At 69.7% G+C, this 15,254-nt stretch carries 13 protein-coding genes and 1 tRNA gene; 9 read left to right on the top strand and 5 right to left on the bottom strand.

The features are described 5' to 3' along the window. Positions 1-490: 490 nt before the first annotated feature. Complete coding sequence (locus ACFC1I_RS05165) at positions 491-2,050, bottom strand: amino acid permease (RefSeq protein ID WP_376006796.1); 1,560 nt, start codon at positions 2,048-2,050, stop codon at positions 491-493. A gap of 181 nt (positions 2,051-2,231) precedes the next feature. Here ACFC1I_RS05165 and ACFC1I_RS05160 point away from each other — a divergent pair, with 181 nt between their 5' ends. From ACFC1I_RS05160 to ACFC1I_RS05135, 6 genes are all read left to right on the top strand, one after another. Next, the gene (locus tag ACFC1I_RS05160; protein WP_376006795.1) at positions 2,232-3,590 is read left to right on the top strand and encodes a glutamine synthetase family protein; all 1,359 of its coding nucleotides are present in this window, start codon (positions 2,232-2,234) and stop codon (positions 3,588-3,590) included. Then, positions 3,571-4,320, top strand: a complete 750-nt coding sequence (locus ACFC1I_RS05155; protein WP_376006794.1) for a gamma-glutamyl-gamma-aminobutyrate hydrolase family protein — start codon at positions 3,571-3,573, stop codon at positions 4,318-4,320. The genes ACFC1I_RS05160 and ACFC1I_RS05155 overlap by 20 nt, the downstream gene beginning before the upstream one ends. Then, positions 4,317-5,681 carry an aldehyde dehydrogenase family protein gene (locus ACFC1I_RS05150; protein ID WP_376006793.1) on the top strand — a complete coding sequence of 455 codons (1,365 nt, stop codon included), beginning with the start codon at positions 4,317-4,319 and terminating at the stop codon, positions 5,679-5,681. The genes ACFC1I_RS05155 and ACFC1I_RS05150 overlap by 4 nt, the downstream gene beginning before the upstream one ends. A gap of 100 nt (positions 5,682-5,781) precedes the next feature. Then, positions 5,782-6,555, top strand: a complete 774-nt coding sequence (locus tag ACFC1I_RS05145; protein ID WP_376006792.1) for a 3-oxoacyl-ACP reductase — start codon at positions 5,782-5,784, stop codon at positions 6,553-6,555. A 116-nt stretch (positions 6,556-6,671) separates the two neighbouring features. Further along, entirely contained in the window at positions 6,672-7,388 is a 717-nt protein-coding gene (locus ACFC1I_RS05140) for a FadR/GntR family transcriptional regulator (RefSeq protein ID WP_376006791.1), read from the top strand. A 132-nt stretch (positions 7,389-7,520) separates the two neighbouring features. Next, positions 7,521-7,928 (top strand): dehydrogenase, encoded by a 408-nt coding sequence (locus ACFC1I_RS05135; RefSeq protein WP_376006790.1) that lies wholly within the window; start codon positions 7,521-7,523, stop codon positions 7,926-7,928. A gap of 279 nt (positions 7,929-8,207) precedes the next feature. Here ACFC1I_RS05135 and radA read toward each other — a convergent pair whose 3' ends face one another. Then, complete coding sequence (gene radA / locus ACFC1I_RS05130) at positions 8,208-9,578, bottom strand: DNA repair protein RadA (protein WP_376006789.1); 1,371 nt, start codon at positions 9,576-9,578, stop codon at positions 8,208-8,210. A gap of 73 nt (positions 9,579-9,651) precedes the next feature. On the opposite strand from radA, the gene ACFC1I_RS05125 reads away from it, so the two are divergent. Further along, on the top strand, positions 9,652-10,101 hold the full coding sequence (locus ACFC1I_RS05125; protein ID WP_376006788.1) for an SRPBCC domain-containing protein: 450 nt from the start codon (positions 9,652-9,654) through the stop codon (positions 10,099-10,101). 53 nt (positions 10,102-10,154) lie between these two features. Here ACFC1I_RS05125 and ACFC1I_RS05120 read toward each other — a convergent pair whose 3' ends face one another. Together ACFC1I_RS05120 and ACFC1I_RS05115 are read right to left on the bottom strand one after the other, a co-directional pair. Then, positions 10,155-11,108, bottom strand: coding sequence for an L-lactate dehydrogenase (locus ACFC1I_RS05120; protein WP_376006787.1), 954 nt, complete (start codon positions 11,106-11,108; stop codon positions 10,155-10,157). A gap of 52 nt (positions 11,109-11,160) precedes the next feature. Continuing rightward, positions 11,161-12,534, bottom strand: a complete 1,374-nt coding sequence (locus ACFC1I_RS05115; RefSeq protein WP_376007999.1) for an MFS transporter — start codon at positions 12,532-12,534, stop codon at positions 11,161-11,163. Between the two features lie 151 nt (positions 12,535-12,685). Between ACFC1I_RS05115 and ACFC1I_RS05110 the strand changes: the two genes are divergently transcribed. Together ACFC1I_RS05110 and ACFC1I_RS05105 are read left to right on the top strand one after the other, a co-directional pair. After that, the gene (locus ACFC1I_RS05110; RefSeq protein ID WP_376006786.1) at positions 12,686-13,543 is read left to right on the top strand and encodes an LLM class F420-dependent oxidoreductase; all 858 of its coding nucleotides are present in this window, start codon (positions 12,686-12,688) and stop codon (positions 13,541-13,543) included. Positions 13,544-13,599: 56 nt separating this feature from the next. After that, positions 13,600-13,690: transfer RNA gene (locus ACFC1I_RS05105), tRNA-Ser, on the top strand. Positions 13,691-13,859: 169 nt separating this feature from the next. Here the strand turns inward: ACFC1I_RS05105 and ACFC1I_RS05100 are convergent. Next, positions 13,860-14,231 carry a hypothetical protein gene (locus ACFC1I_RS05100; RefSeq protein ID WP_376006785.1) on the bottom strand — a complete coding sequence of 124 codons (372 nt, stop codon included), beginning with the start codon at positions 14,229-14,231 and terminating at the stop codon, positions 13,860-13,862. Positions 14,232-15,254 lie beyond the last annotated feature (1,023 nt).

The following is a 15,254-nucleotide window of genomic DNA, read 5'->3' as shown; positions in this document are numbered from 1 at the left end:
ACGCGGAGGCTCAGAGGAGCGCCTTCGGGCGGAAGCGCCGATCGGCGAGGCGGCACAGTGCTGCAGGACGAGCCACTAGAGTGAAGGCGATTCCGTCGCAGAATCGCCGCTCAGGTGTCCCCAGCACCGAATATCCGACCTCCCCAGTGTCGGTCGACCGTCCCAGCGGTCATGCGGAGGCGGGATCACGGTCCCTCGGACGCCCTGCAATGGCATCCGAGGGACCGCTCCGCTGCGGAAGTTCGGTGGCCCCAGATTCCCCAGAAGATCCCAGCTCCCCAGTGCGCCGACTCGGGTCTCCCAGCCGTTGACGGCGGATCCACGATAACCATCGCGCAGGCGTTTGTCCACCTTTCGGGGGACAAGCTTCTCGTGCGTGTCGAGGGCGACGGTGGAGGGCTCGAGCAGCCTCGTGAACTGCCGCGGGGCGGGGTTGCCCCAGGCAGCCCCGCCCCGCTTCTTTTCCCTTATAGGTGTCTTGGCCGAACACCTAGGACTTGTTGTCGAAGACCTCTTTCTCCATCGCGTCATAGCCCTCCGCCTGCGGATCGCGGTGCTGGCCGCCCGACAGTGCGTACTCCTCCTCGGGCGAGAGCACGAGGCGGTGACGCCCGACGAGCGCGAAGATGATCAGGCCGATCACGTAGAGCACGCCGATCGCGATGATCGCGGCCGTGTACCCGGGGTTGATGAACTGGCCGATGAACGTCGCGAGGGCGATGACGCCGGCGATGGCGGCGCCGGTGATGCCGACGGGGCTGCGGTAGGGGCGCGCGACGTTCGGCAGCTTCACCTTGAGCACGATGTACGACACCATCTGCAGGAGGTAGGAGATGACCGCGCCCCACACGGCGATGTTGAGCACGATCGCGTTCGAGACGGCACCGATGTCCTCGTTGGCCTTCGTGATGAGGTCGACGCCGACCAGCACGACGAAGCCGATGATCGCACCCGTGAGCAGTGCCACCCAGGGCGTCTGCCGCTTGCCGGTCAGCGACAGGAACTTGGGGTAGTAGCCCGCCCGCGACAGCGAGTACATGTTGCGGCCGTACGCGAACATGATGCCCTGCAGCGAGGCGAGCAAGCCGATCAGGGCGAAGAGCGCGAGCACCGCGGCGAGCTGCGGCGGCAGGAACGCGCGGAAGCCGTCGAGCAGCGGCTCGCCGCTGGCCGCGATCGCAGCCGAGCCGGTCACCGCCGGGTTCAGGAACAGCACGATGGCGCCGGTGAAGATGAGGGTCACGAGGCCCCAGATGCCCGCGCGCGGGATGTCCTTCTGGGGGTTGTGCGCCTCTTCGGCCGCGAGGGGCAGCTCTTCGATCCCCAGGAAGAACCACATCGCGAAGGGCAGGGCGAACAGGATGCCCATGCCGCCGAACGGCAGGAACTCGGAGGACCCCGCGACGCTCTCGTCGGGCGCGATGTCCCACATGCGGGAGAAGTCGACGGCGCCGTTCGCGAAGGCGAGCACGCCGAAGAGCACGAGGATGCCGATCGTGAGGATCGACACGACGACGGCGAAGCGGAACGAGATCGCCGCCCCCGCCGTGTTGAGGCCGATGAACACGGCGTAGAGGACGATCCACCAGACCCACTGCAGTCCTGCTGCCTTCAGGTCGAACGCGCCGCCGGTGAGGATCGAGAAGATGCCGTTGAGGTAGTCGGCGGAGAAGAGAACGATGACGCCGGTGGTGAAGACGTACTCGATCGTCTCGGCGAACCCGGTGATGAAGCCGCCCCAGGGGCCCATCGCCGATCGGGCGAACGAGTAGGCGCCGCCCGTGTGGGGCAACGCCGCCGACATCTCCCCGATCGAGAAGAGCATGCCGAAGTACATGACGATGATGATCAGCGTCGCGATGAGCAGCCCGCCCCAGCCGGCGGCTCCGAGGCCGAAGTTCCAGCCCGAGAAGTCGCCCGAGACGACTGCGGCGACACCGAGACCCCACAGGCCCCAGAATCCGGCTGCACGGGTGAGCTGGCGTTTCTGGAAGTACTCGCTGCCGGCCTGCGTGTAGGTGACGCCGCCGACGGATCGGGAATCTGACATGACGGTCTCCTCGCTCTCGGGAAAAGCGCGCGATGGTACGGATGTATCTCCTCTGGGCAAGAGAATGGCGCGAAAGGTACTTCGTGTCTACCTTTAGAGGTGATTTGATCCCGAACGACACCGGAAACAGCGGCGACGTCGGGGCAGAATGGACGCGCGGCCCACCAATGGAGGACTCATGATGGCCCAGGCCCCCCTCAGCGTTCCCGAGCTCGACGCCGGGATCGCCGCCGGCGACATCGACACCGTGGTCGTCGCCTTCGCAGACGCGCAGGGACGCCTGGTCGGCAAGCGGGTGTCGGCGCGGCTCTTCCAGGAGGAGGTGCTGCCGCACGGCGCAGAGGCGTGCAACTACCTGCTGTCGGTCGACGTCGACATGAACACCGTGGCCGGTTACGCCATGTCGAGCTGGGAGACCGGCTACGGCGACATGATGCTGCGACCGGACGTCTCGACGCTCCGGCGCGTCCCGTGGCTTCCCGGGTCCGCGCTCGTCATGGCCGATCTCACGTGGGAGAACGGCGACCCGGTCGTGCAGTCGCCCCGCGACATCCTGAACCGCCAGCGCACGCGTCTCGCCGACCGTGGGCTCGTCGCCTTCTCGGGCACCGAGCTCGAGTTCATCGTCTTCGACGACACATATCGGGATGCCTGGGCCAAGGGTTACCGCGATCTCACCCCGTCGACGGACTACAACGTCGACTACGACCTGCTCGCCTCGGGCCGTCTCGAGCCGCTGCTGCGTGACATCCGTCTGTCGATGGACGGCGCAGGCCTCTACACCGAGGGCGTCAAGGGGGAGTGCAACCTGGGCCAGCAGGAGATCGCGTTCCGGTACGCCGAGGTGCTCACGACCGCCGACCAGCACGCGATCTACAAGAACGGTGCCAAGACGATCGCGGGGCAGCACGGCAAGGCGCTGACGTTCATGGCCAAGTTCAACGAGCGCGAGGGCAACAGCTGCCACATCCACCTGTCGGTGCGCTCGGCGGCCGGCGACGCGGTCATGGCCGGCGACGGCGCGCACGGCTTCAGCCCGCTCATGGAGCACTGGATCGCCGGCATCCTGGCGACGCTGCGCGAGTTCACACTCCTCTACGCGCCGAACATCAACTCGTACAAGCGGTTCGCGAAGGGCTCATTCGCGCCCACGGGCATCGCGTGGGGCGTCGACAACCGTACGTGCGCGCTGCGGGTGGTCGGGCACGGCTCGTCGCTGCGCGTCGAGAACCGCGTGCCGGGCGGCGACGTCAACCCGTACCTCGGCCTCGCCGCGATCATCGCGGGCGGCCTCCACGGCATCGAGCACGAGCTTCCGCTGCCCGAGCGGCTCGCGGGCAACGCGTACACTGCCGATGTCGACCACCTCCCGACGACGCTGCGCGAGGCCGCGCAGCTGTTCGACCACTCGGCCGTTGCGCGCTCCGCCTTCGGCGACGAGATGGTCGAGCACTATCTGAACCAGGCGCGCATCGAGGTCGAGGCCTACGACGCCGCCGTGACCGATTGGGAGAGGGTGCGTGGTTTCGAGCGCCTCTAAGAAGCCGGTGATCGGCCTGACGACCTACCTCGAGCAGGCGAAGCAGGGGGTGTGGGACGTTCGCGCGGCGTTCCTGCCGCAGGTGTACTTCGACTCGGTGACCGCGTCGGGCGGCGTCGCAGTCCTGCTGCCGCCGCAGCCGGATCCTCAGGTCGCCGCCGAGGCGGTGCTCGACGGGCTCGACGGCCTGATCCTCACCGGCGGACTCGACGTGCAGCCCGAGCTGTACGGCGCCGAGCGTCACCCGCGCACCGACGAGGCCCGCCCGGATCGCGACGCCTGGGAGCTGGCGCTCTTCCGCGGGGCCGAGCAGCGACGCCTGCCGGTGCTCGCGATCTGCCGCGGCCTGCAGCTCGTGAACGTCGCACGCGGCGGCACGCTGCACCAGCACCTGCCCGAAGCACTCGGCACCGAGAGGTTCCGCGTCGGGGGCGGCGTCTTCGCGACGAACCCCGTCGAGATCGACGAGGGCTCGCGTCTGGCGGACCTCGTCGGGCCCGGTGAGCTCGAAGTGCACAGCTACCACCACCAGGGCATCGACCGGCTCGGCGCGGGGCTCGTCGCCACCGCGCACACCGACGGCCTCGTGCAGGCGTTCGAGTCCGACGGCGAGGGATACGTGCTCGGCGTGCAGTGGCACCCCGAACAGAACCAGGAGGACCGTCGGCTGTTCGCGGGACTCGTGGCCGAGGCATCCATCTATGCATCCCGCGAGGTGCCGATCGCATGAGCGACGTGTTCACCCTCATCAACCCGGCGACCGCGCGGCCGATCCGCGAGATCGCGCGGGCGAGTGTGGACGAGACGGATGCCGCGATCTCGCGTGCTGTCGTCGCACAGCGTGCGTGGGCCTCGCTGCCGCCGGTCGCGCGCGCCGATGCCCTGCGGTCGTTCGCGCGGGTGGTCGAGGCGCATGTCGAGGAGCTGGCACAGCTCGAGGTGGTGAACTCGGGGCACCCGATAGGCTCGGCCCGGTGGGAGGCGTCCCACGTCGCGCAGGTGCTGAACTTCTCCGCCGGTGCGCCCGAGCGCCTCTCGGGGCAGCAGATCCCGGTGGCCGGTGGCCTCGACGTGACCTTCCATGAGCCGTACGGTGTCGTCGGCATCATCGTGCCGTGGAACTTCCCCATGACGATCGCGTCGTGGGGCTTCGCCCCGGCGCTCGCCGCGGGCAACGCCGTCGTGCTGAAGCCCGCCGAGCTCACCCCCCTGACCGCCATGCGTCTCGGTGAGCTGGCGGTTCTCGCCGGGCTTCCGGAGGGGCTGTTCTCGGTCGTGACGGGGTCGGGCTCGGTGGTCGGGCAGCGGTTCGTGTCGCACCCGGACGTCCGCAAGGTCGTCTTCACCGGCTCGACGTCGGTGGGGACGGATGTCGCGGCAGGCTGCGCGCGCGAACTCAAGCCGGTGACCCTCGAGCTCGGCGGCAAGAGCGCCAACATCGTCTTCGCCGACGCCGACCTCGAGAAGGCGGCGGCGTCGGCGCCGGGCGCCGTGTTCGACAACGCCGGGCAGGACTGCTGCGCCCGCAGCCGCATCCTCGTCGAGCGGTCGGTGTACGACCGATTCCTCGAGCTGCTCGAGCCCGCGGTGCGGGCCTGGCGCGTCGGCGACCCCGCAGACGAGGGGACCGAGATGGGACCGTTGATCTCGGCATCCCATCGCTCCACCGTCGAAGGGTTCCTCGACGGGGCGGACGTCGCGTTCCGTGGGTCGGCGCCGTCCGGCGACGGGTTCTGGTTCGCGCCGACGGTGGTGCTGGCGGGCCCGGCCGACCGCATCGCGCGCGAGGAGGTCTTCGGACCGGTGGTCGCGGTGCTCCCGTTCGACGACGAGGCCGACGCGATCCGGCTGGCGAACGACACGATCTACGGGCTCGCCGGCTCGATCTGGACGGAGAACCTCGGCCGGGCGGTGCGGGCGTCGCGGGGTGTGAAGAGCGGCGTGCTGTCGGTCAACTCGCACTCCTCGGTGCGGTACTGGACCCCGTTCGGCGGCATGAAGGCGTCGGGGCTCGGCCGCGAGCTCGGCCCCGACGCCGCCGAGCACTTCACCGAGACCAAGAACGTCTTCTTCGCGACGGACGCCTCGTGATCGGCCTCCACACCGGTCGCGATGTCCGGACTTCGCGGCTCTCACGGCGCGGAACCCTGCGAAGTCCGGACTTCGCAGGGAAGAAAGGGTAGGCAAGAACATGGATCTGACCCAGCGGCTCAAGGACCGGGTGGCCGTCATCACAGGCGGGGCATCGGGCATCGGCCTCGCGACCGCGCGGCGGTTCGCCGCCGAAGGCGCGCGCGTCGTGATCGCCGACCTCGATCCGGCGGCCGGCGAACGGGCGGCTGCGGAGGTCGACGGGCTGTTCCGTCCGGTGGACGTCGCGGACGAGGCATCCGTCAACATGCTCTTCGACTCGGTCGCCGGAGACCTGGGCCGCCTCGACATCGCGTTCAACAACGCCGGGATCTCGCCCGCCGATGACGACTCGATCGAGACGACCGAGCTGCCGGCGTGGGACCGCGTGCAGGACGTCAACCTCAAGAGCGTGTACCTGTGCTCGCGCGCGGCGCTGCGGCACATGGTGCCGGCGGGCAAGGGCTCGATCATCAACACGGCGTCGTTCGTGGCGCTGCTCGGCTCAGCGACGTCGCAGATCTCCTACACGGCATCCAAGGGCGGCGTGCTCGCCATGACCCGTGAGCTCGGGGTCCAGTTCGCGCGCCAAGGCGTGCGCGTCAACGCGCTGTGCCCCGGCCCGGTCAACACGCCGCTGCTGCAGGAGCTGTTCGCCAAGGACCCCGAGCGCGCGCAGCGCCGGCTCGTGCACGTGCCGATGGGCCGCTTCGCCGAACCCGAGGAGCTCGCCGCCGCCGTCGCCTTCCTCGCCTCGGACGACGCGTCGTTCATCACCGCGTCGACGTTCGTCGTCGACGGCGGCATCAGCAACGCCTATGTCACGCCGCTTTAGGGTCCCGCCATGTTCAGGATTCAGTCTGTGAGTGGCGGGAACGCCCGGTTTTCGGGCGCCGCGACCGGTTCAGGCGGCGCGCGGACTGAATCCCGTACGGACGCCGGAGGTCGAACGTGACAGATGCCCCGCTGAACGAGGTGCGCAAGGCCGTCTACCGGCCGGTGCGCGAGGGCAACGCGCTCGAAGACACCGTCGCGCGGCTGGTGCAGACGATCCGGCTGGGCGTCGTGGCGCCGGGGGAGTCGCTGCCGTCGGAGCGCGAGCTCGCCGTGCTCTACGCCGTGAGTCGCGACACCGTACGCGAGGCGATCCGCGAGCTCGCCGACACCGGCTACCTCGTGCGGCGCCGGGGGCGCTACGGCGGCACGTTCGTCGCCGACCCGCTGCCGCAGCCGCCGCATCCGCGCGATGTCACAGCCGCGGAGCTCGAGGACGTCCTCGGCCTGCGCCGCGTGCTCGAAGCCGGCGCGGCCCGCGCCGCCGCCGGACGCACCCTCGACGCCGCCGCGCGCGACGAGCTCTGGGCCCGGTACGAGGTCGTGGCCGAGGCATCCGAATCCGAGTACCGCCGGCTCGACACCCTGCTGCACCTCACGATCGCCGAGCTCGCCGGCATCCCGTCGCTCGTCGCGCTCGCCGCCGAGAACCGCGCCCGCGTCAACGAGTGGCTCGACACCTTCCCGCTGCTGCCGCGCAACATCGAGCACTCCAACGTGCAGCACGAGCGCATCGTGACCGCGATCCTCGCGGGGCGGCCGGATGCTGCGGAAGCGGCGATCCTCGAACACCTGGCCGGTTCGGAGGCCCTGCTGCGCGGCTTCCTCGCCTGAGGCCCTGGCCGCGTGCGGCGCCGGGCCGTGCGGCGAGGCGTCGCGGGTGGCCGTCTGCGGGGGTGCGGCGCGGCCGTATGCGACGGCTCGCGGGAGCGGGACCGCGGTGGTGCGGGCGATTACGCTGGACGGGTGGCAGGCAAGAAGCGCATGAAGAAGGCCGGAGCGGCGGACTTCCGCAACACGCAGCTCGGCGACGCGCTCCAGACGCAGGACATGGCCGCCGTCGCCTTCGCGCTGCGGCACGGTCCGACGGTGGTGCCGCTGATGCGACCCGGCCAGCGGGACAACCCGCTCGACGTCGGCGAGGTGTGGACCTACCGCGACGCCAAGACCGGCGACATCGCGCTGCTGCTCTTCAGCGACGCCGCCCACAAGCCCGCGACGCTGCCGCCCGGCGTCGCCCTGCAGCCCCCGGGCTGGCTGCGCGCCTTCCTCGGCGCGCACGAGGACGAGATCACCACCGTCTTCTTCGACATCGCCGGACCCCACCCGCTGCAGGCCTCACCCACCGACCTCATCGCCGCGCTCGACGCCTGAGCGTGCGCGGGTCACCGCTCCTGCCTTCCTCGGCTCGCTGATACGGCGTGGGGTGGACGACGACGGATGCCTCGACCCGCCGACACTCCGGGAGAAGGGTTTGCGTCATTCGGGGTGACGCGGCAGACTCGCCGGGTGGAATTCGTGCTCGTGGGCATCGTGTGCGCTGCCGGACTCGTGATCCCGATCGCGCTGGGATTCGCCGACCCGGACCGTCGCCGGCGCACCCGCGGACGCTGAGCGCACCAGGCATCGGCGCTCCCAGGCCGCCGGCTCGGCTCAGAACTCGGGGACGTCCTCGCCCGGACGGCCCTTGGAACGGACCTTCACGTCGCTCACCGCGCCGCCGAGCGATCCCGAGCGGTGGTCGATGACGTCCCGGTAGCCGAGACGCGCTCCCTCGCTGCGCCGTTGCGTCGCCTGCGTCACGGGCCGCACCTCGCCGGCCAGACTCAGTTCGCCGACCACGGCGATGTGCCGGGGGATCGTCCAGCCCTCGACCGCGCTGGCGACCGCGAGCGCGATGGCCAGGTCGGCCGCCGGCTCGGCGAAGCGCACCCCGCCGACCGTCGAGACATAGACGTCCTGGTCGGAGGTCTTGATCTTCATCCGCTTCTCGAGCACCGCCAGCACCGTCGCGACCCGCGCCGCGTCGACGCCGTTCACGATGCGCCGCGGGTTGCCCGACTTGCTGTCGATCGTGAGCGCCTGCACCTCGACGGGGAGCGCCCGCCGGCCCTCGAGCGCGATCGACACGCACGTGCCCGGCTCGGTGCTGCCGTGCCCGAGGAACAGGGCGCTGGGATCGGGCACCTCGGCGATGCCGGCGCCGGTCATGTCGAAGCATCCGACCTCGTCCGTCGGGCCGAAGCGGTTCTTGAGGGCCCGCACGAACCGCAGCGACGTCTGCCGGTCGCCCTCGAACTGGCACACCACGTCGACGAGGTGCTCGAGGATGCGGGGCCCGGCGATCGAGCCGTCCTTCGTGACGTGGCCGACGATGATCGTCGGCAGCCCGCGCTCCTTCGCGACCCGGATGAGGGTCGCCGCGACCTCGCGCACCTGCGACGGGTGCCCGGCCATGCCCTCGGACAGCGCCGACGACACCGTCTGCACCGAGTCGACGATCAGCAGGTCGGGCTTCACGTCGTCGACGTGCCCGAGGATCGTCGCGAGGTCCGTCTCGCTCGCGAGGTAGAGCTCGTCGTGCAGCGCGCCGGTGCGCTCGGCTCGCAGCCGCACCTGGGCCGTGGACTCCTCGGCCGAGGCGTAGAGCACGCGGCGCCGGGCCTTCGCCGACTGCGCGGCGACCTCGAGAAGCAGCGTGGACTTGCCGACGCCCGGCTCACCCGACAGCAGGATCGCGGCACCGGGCACGAGCCCGCCGCCGAGCACGCGGTCGAACTCGCCGACGCCGGTGGTGCGCCGCGGGGCGTCGGACGTGTCGATGCGGGTGATCGGCTGCGCCGCGCGCCCCGCACCCGGTGAGACGGGCGTCACCGACCGGAGGATGCCGGTCTGCTCGGCGGCCTCGACGACGGTGCCCCACTGCTGGCACTCGCCGCAGCGCCCGACCCACTTGAGCGTGGTCCAGCCGCACTCGGTGCACCGGTAGGGGGCGGTCTGCGTCGGGCGTCGAGCGGCGGGCATGCGATGAGCCTACGTCCGGCCCGCGACATCGCCGCCGAGCCCCGCGGGTGCGGTCGAGGCGTAGGTTGAGGGGATGCGTGTGGACTCGGCATCCCGTCGCATCGCGGCCGCTCCCCAGAGCGTGTTCGCCGCCTTCACGGATGCGGAGATGCTCCTCGCCTGGCTGCCGCCTGCCGGGATGACCGGCCGCTTCGAGCGGTTCGACCCGCGCACCGGCTACCGGATGGTGCTGACCTACGACGTGGCCCCCGAGGGCGGGGGAAAGTCGACCGCCGACGCCGATGTCGCCGAGGTGCGCCGCCTCGAGCTCGCGCCGCCGCTTCGGATCGTCGAGGCGATCGCCTTCCCCTCCGACGTCCCCGCCTTCGCCGGCACGATGACGATGACCTGGCGCTTCGAGCCGCGTGACGGCGGGACCCTCGTCACCGTGGAGGCGACCGACGTACCCCCCGGCATCTCTTCGGAAGACCACGCCGAGGGTCTCGCGTCGTCGCTGGAGAACCTCGCCCGACTCTTCGCGTGAGGATGATGGATGCCTCGGGCCGAGGCATCCACCATCTTCAGAGAAGCAGGGGCTCAGCCCCGCAGCGAGTCGGCCACCTGCTTCAGCGCGTCGGCGGAGGCGTGGAACAGCTCGAGCTCCTGGTGGTCGAACTGCGTCTCGCGGATCGGCACGGCGCCGGCCGCGCTCACGACCGACGGCACCGACAGCGCCACGCCGTCGACGCCGTGGAAGTCCCGCAGCACCGGCGAGACGGGCATGACCGCGCGCTCGTCCTTGAGGATCGCCTCGATGATGCGCGCGCTCGACAGGCCGATCGCGTAGTTGGTCGCGCCCTTGCCCTGGATCACCTTGTACGCGGCGTCGCGGACGTCGACGGCGATCTGGTCGAGCTCTTCGACGCTCATGCGGTCGCCGCGGGGCGTGACCCATTCGAGGATCGGGACGGTGCCGATCGTCGCCTTCGACCACAGCGGGAACTCGGTGTCGCCGTGCTCGCCGACGATGTACGCGTGCACGCTCGAGGTCGAGACGCCGGCGCGCTCGGCGAGCTTCCAACGCAGACGTGACGTGTCGAGCACCGTGCCCGACGCGAAGATGCGCTCGGGCGGCAGGCCGGTCTCCTCCTGCGCGAGGACCGTGAGCACGTCGCAGGGGTTGGTGACGATGACATAGACCGCGTCGGGCGCGACGCTGAGCAGCTGCGGCATCATCTTCTTCATGATCCCGGCGTTCACGCCGGCGAGTTCGATGCGCGTCTGGCCCGGGTTCTGCTTCGCGCCCGCCGTGATCACGACGACGTGCGAGCCCTCGACCACCGACAGGTCGCTGCCGCCGATGATGTCGCTCGTCCCCGTGAACTGCGTGCCGTGCGCGAGGTCGAGCACCTCCGCCTCGACCTTCTGGGTGGCGATGTCGTAGAGGGCGACGTGGCGTGCGGAACCGCGGATCAGCGCTGCATACGCGGCGCTCGAGCCGACGCTGCCGGCTCCGACGATGGTGACTTTCGAATTCTCGATGACGGCCATGCGGCCAGTCTTGCAGTCGATGGATGCTGCGAGCCAGCGTCGATGGCCGGGTCTATGTGCGGTCGGGCGTGGCGTCGGGTGCGTGCCGGGGATTGCGGATGCCGAAGAACGACGTGACGCCGCCCGCGATCATCAGCACCGCAGTGACGATGGCGGACCGGTGGAAGCCCTCGAGGTCGAGCGCACCGCCGACGATCGTGGCGAGCAGGGCGATGGCGATGAGTCCCGCGACGCGCGCCACCGCGTTGTTCACCGCTGAGGCGATGCCCGACCGTTCGGGCTCGATCGCGCCGAGGATCGCGGACGTGAGCGGCGCGACCGTGAGCGCGAGACCCGCGCCCATCACGATCATGCTCGGCAGCACCTGCCACCAGTAGGAGAACGCGGTGCCGACCGTGAGGAGCAGCAGCGCGCCGACGCCCATCGTGATCGGGCCCACGGTCATGAAGAACCGCGGACCCCAGGCGCCGCTGAGCGCGCCGACGCGGGAGCTGAAGAGGATCATGACGATCGTCATCGGCAGGCTGGCGAGTCCGGCGAGGGTCGCGGACAGGCCCGCGCCCTCTTGCAGGTACACCACCACGACCAGTCCGTTGAGGGCGAGCGCACCGTAGATGAAGGTGGTAGCGACGTTGCCGGTCCAGAAGTTGCGCACCCGGAAGAGGTCGAGCGGCAGGATCGGGTGGCTCACCGTGCGCTGGCGCAGCACGAACGCGAGGAACAGGATGGCGCCGAGCGCGAGCGGCAGCCAGATCGCGGGGGAGCCCCACCCTTGCGTGGGCTGTTCGATCAGCGCGTAGACCATGCCGCCGAGGCCGAGGGTGCACAGCGCTGCGCCGAGCCAGTCGATCGACGCGTCGGGATGCCGCGTGTCGCGGAAGCGGCCGCGCGCGAGCAGGACGAGCGTGACGCCGATCGGCACGACGTTGATGAGGAACGCCCAGCGCCAGGACGCGAGATCGACGAGGATGCCGCCGAGCAGAGGGCCGACGATCATCGCGGATGTGGTCATCGCCGTCCAGATGCCGATGGCCCGGCTCTGCGCGCCGCCGCTGAAGTTGGAGGTGATGAGCGCCAGTGAGCTCGGCACGAGGAACGCGCCGGCCGCACCCTGCACGCCGCGCGCGACGATGAGGAACTCCGCGGTCGGGGCGGCGGCGATGGCGAGGGAGGCGATGCCGAAGCCGATGAGCCCGATGCGCAGCACCAGCACGCGACCGTAGGCGTCGCTGACGGACCCCGCGACGAGGATCAGCGCACCGAGGGTGATGAGGTAGGCGTCGACGACCCACTGCTGTGTCGTGATGCCCCCGCCGAGCTCGTCGCTGATGGCCGGCAGCGCGACGTTCACGATCGTGCCGTCGAGGAACGCCACGAACGACGCGAGCACCGCGATCCACAACACGTACCGCTGTGTGGTGGGCATGCGGCCCGCGACGGATGCCGGCGCCTCTGCCGCGTGCTCGTCGGTCACCCACCCCACGCTAGACCCGCCCGGCGACACCGGGGCCGCGACCGCCCGGGCGGTACTAGCCTGACGGTGCAGCCGATCCGGTCGTTCGGAACAGGAGATGCCGATGGACTTCGGAATCCACATCGCGGACTTCACGTGGCGCAGCGGCGCTGCGCAGCTCGGGCCCGCACTCGCCCGGCACGTGCGCAATGCCGAGGACGCCGGCATCCGTCGCATCACGGTCATGGACCACTTCTGGCAGCTGCCGGGTCTCGGTCCGGTCGAGCACGAGATGCTCGAGGCGTACGCGACGCTCGGGTTCATCGCGGCGCACACCGAGAAGGCCCTGCTCCACGCGTTGGTGACGGGAGTGATCTACCGGCATCCGGCACTGCTCGCGAAACAGGTGACGACGCTCGACGTGCTGTCGGGCGGGCGCGTCGGGCTCGGCATCGGCGCCGCATGGAACGAAGAGGAGTGCCGCGGACTCGGCCTCCCGTTCCCGCCGGTCGCGCAGAGGTTCCGCGAGCTCGAGGAGACGCTGCAGATCTGCCTCCAGATGTGGTCGGAGTCGGAGGAGCCGTACGAGGGCGCGATCTGGCAGCTCGAGCGGACGCTGAACTCGCCGCAGAGCATCACGCGTCCGCATCCGTACCTGATGATCGGAGGTGGCGGCGAGAAGAAGACGCTGCGGCTGGTCGCCCAGTACGCGGACGCCTGCAACCTCGGGGTCCGGGGCGAGCTGCCCACTCACAAGCTCGACGTGCTCCGCGGCCACTGCGACGCCGTCGGCCGTGACTACGACGACATCGAGAAGACCGCGATGGTCGCCGTCACGCCCGCGTCGACCGCGGCGGAGCTGGCCGGGCTCGCCGAGTCGCTCGCCGGCATCGGCTTCACGGCGACCTACGTGTTCGCCGTCGGGATCGACGAGCCGGCGCGTGTGGTGGACGTGATCCGCGGCGCGATCGAGCTCGGCTGAGGCCCCGGCCGACGGCCGATTCGCAGCATCCTGTTTCGTGTCGTAAGCTTGTCGGCGGTGACGTGTCCGAGCGGCCGAAGGTGCAACTCTCGAAAAGTTGTGTAGGGTAACCCCCTACCGTGGGTTCAAATCCCACCGTCACCGCCATGAAAACCCCCGTAAACTCGGGGGTTTTCTCGTTGGTGGACGTCTCGTGCTGCGTTCGTCGTGCACATTGAGCGCAGTTGGCGCGGAATCCGCATCCACTCTCGGCTTACAAGGTCGCGGCGTCACGCGCACTCCGCGCAGCGTGCTCGGCTCACGCGGAGATCTGCGATCAGGAGAAGAACGCCCACCCGGGGATGAACGCCACGGCGAGGTAGGTGACGATGGGCGCGGCGACGAGGACCCCGGTCCCGATCTTGGCAGCACGGAGCCAGCGGCCCCCGGCGACAGCGGCGATCACGGTGCCGGCGTAGATGAGCACGACGGCGATCGTGGCGATCATCGCGACGCCGGTGCGGTTCTCGGGGACGCAGTAGCTCGGTATCGGGTAGATCGCGGGGCACACCACAGGCCCCCACGGCACGGCGGCGAGCCAGATGAGCGCGATGGTCGCTCCAGTAAGCAGCGTGGCCGCGACGATGAGACCCCACGGGGTACGTGCGGTCTGGGGGCGTGGACCGGCGAGCTGATCGTTCATCGTCATATGCGTGCCCCTCCGCCAGCGTTCCTCGGATGATGGCACATCCTGCTCCTGGTCTGCGACAGCCTTCGCTGCTCATGATCTGCCTCGGGGACGAGCCCCAGTTCGCAGGGTGCATTGTCCCGCGGCCGCAGTGGGCGTAACACGCCATTGCTTCGGGAACCCGTCGCTGATGGCGACCAGGAGCGATCGGCAGCCGCACGCGCCGTGAATCGAGCGCGCTGGCCGAAGCTGCCCCCAGCAGGTCGGCCGCGACCGAGAGCGGTTGGGCGCGGTCGCTGTCGCTGGGGCGTGAACAGAACCGCAAGTTTGCCGCAAGATATCCCAGATTTCCTGTCCCCCGTTTGGGGGACACGGTAACTTGAGTGTGGCGACGTCGTGAGGCACTGGGGAGACTGTGGGGGTCTCGCCTCACGACACGCCACTGGGGAACTGGGGAACGGCCGAGCATGCGCGGGCGCTTTTCTGAGCAGCCCCCCTCGAGCCAGAAGCCTGCCAGCGACCAAGCTCGAGGGGGACCGAGCTTCCGACGGCGTGGGCGCCTCTGCTGGGGACAGGGAGCGCACCGCCCTTCTGCGACCCTCTGGGGATGGGCCAGGCGTGCCAGTAGAAGCCAAAATCACCATCGCACACCCGAGGACGGATCCGCACGCCTTCCATGCAATGGACGCAACCGGTCGCGTGGGGTTCACACCTTGGACATATCGCGCTGCCAGGGTCGGCTCGGGTCGCTGCGGGGAGGCGGCCGATACGTTGAGGCGCTTGGCTGATCGACCGGGGCAGCGAGTGATGTTGGGGCCGATTGGACGAGTGCCGCGATCGCGTGTACAGTAATCATGTTCGCCCCAAAGGGTAGAGCGGAAGACCGGAAGGTCTGGCTCCCCTCAAGCAGCGGACCACCTCATCACTCGAATACCGCTCATGCGAATTCGATGTGTAAGATAGTGAAGTTGCCCCGCGGTGATGGTTGTGAAACCGGATGGTGGGTGCGTCCGATCTTTGAGAACTCAACAGCGTGCACTTGTC

Origin of the sequence: Microbacterium sp. NPDC056044 (assembly GCF_042267145.1) — a bacterium.
GTDB lineage: Bacteria > Actinomycetota > Actinomycetes > Actinomycetales > Microbacteriaceae > Microbacterium.
Note: the sequence above shows the minus strand (reverse complement) of the source record. Positions and strands in the feature narration are given on the sequence as shown.

Coding starts and splice junctions, on each gene's coding strand:
- ACFC1I_RS05150 (WP_376006793.1), top strand. CDS start 4,317: ATGAGCGACGTGTTCACCCTCATCAACCCGGCGACCGCGCGGCCGATC.
- ACFC1I_RS05100 (WP_376006785.1), bottom strand. CDS start 14,231: ATGACGATGAACGATCAGCTCGCCGGTCCACGCCCCCAGACCGCACGT.
- ACFC1I_RS05120 (WP_376006787.1), bottom strand. CDS start 11,108: ATGGCCGTCATCGAGAATTCGAAAGTCACCATCGTCGGAGCCGGCAGC.
- ACFC1I_RS05160 (WP_376006795.1), top strand. CDS start 2,232: ATGGCCCAGGCCCCCCTCAGCGTTCCCGAGCTCGACGCCGGGATCGCC.
- radA (WP_376006789.1), bottom strand. CDS start 9,578: ATGCCCGCCGCTCGACGCCCGACGCAGACCGCCCCCTACCGGTGCACC.
- ACFC1I_RS05110 (WP_376006786.1), top strand. CDS start 12,686: ATGGACTTCGGAATCCACATCGCGGACTTCACGTGGCGCAGCGGCGCT.
- ACFC1I_RS05125 (WP_376006788.1), top strand. CDS start 9,652: ATGCGTGTGGACTCGGCATCCCGTCGCATCGCGGCCGCTCCCCAGAGC.
- ACFC1I_RS05115 (WP_376007999.1), bottom strand. CDS start 12,534: ATGCCCACCACACAGCGGTACGTGTTGTGGATCGCGGTGCTCGCGTCG.
- ACFC1I_RS05165 (WP_376006796.1), bottom strand. CDS start 2,050: ATGTCAGATTCCCGATCCGTCGGCGGCGTCACCTACACGCAGGCCGGC.
- ACFC1I_RS05145 (WP_376006792.1), top strand. CDS start 5,782: ATGGATCTGACCCAGCGGCTCAAGGACCGGGTGGCCGTCATCACAGGC.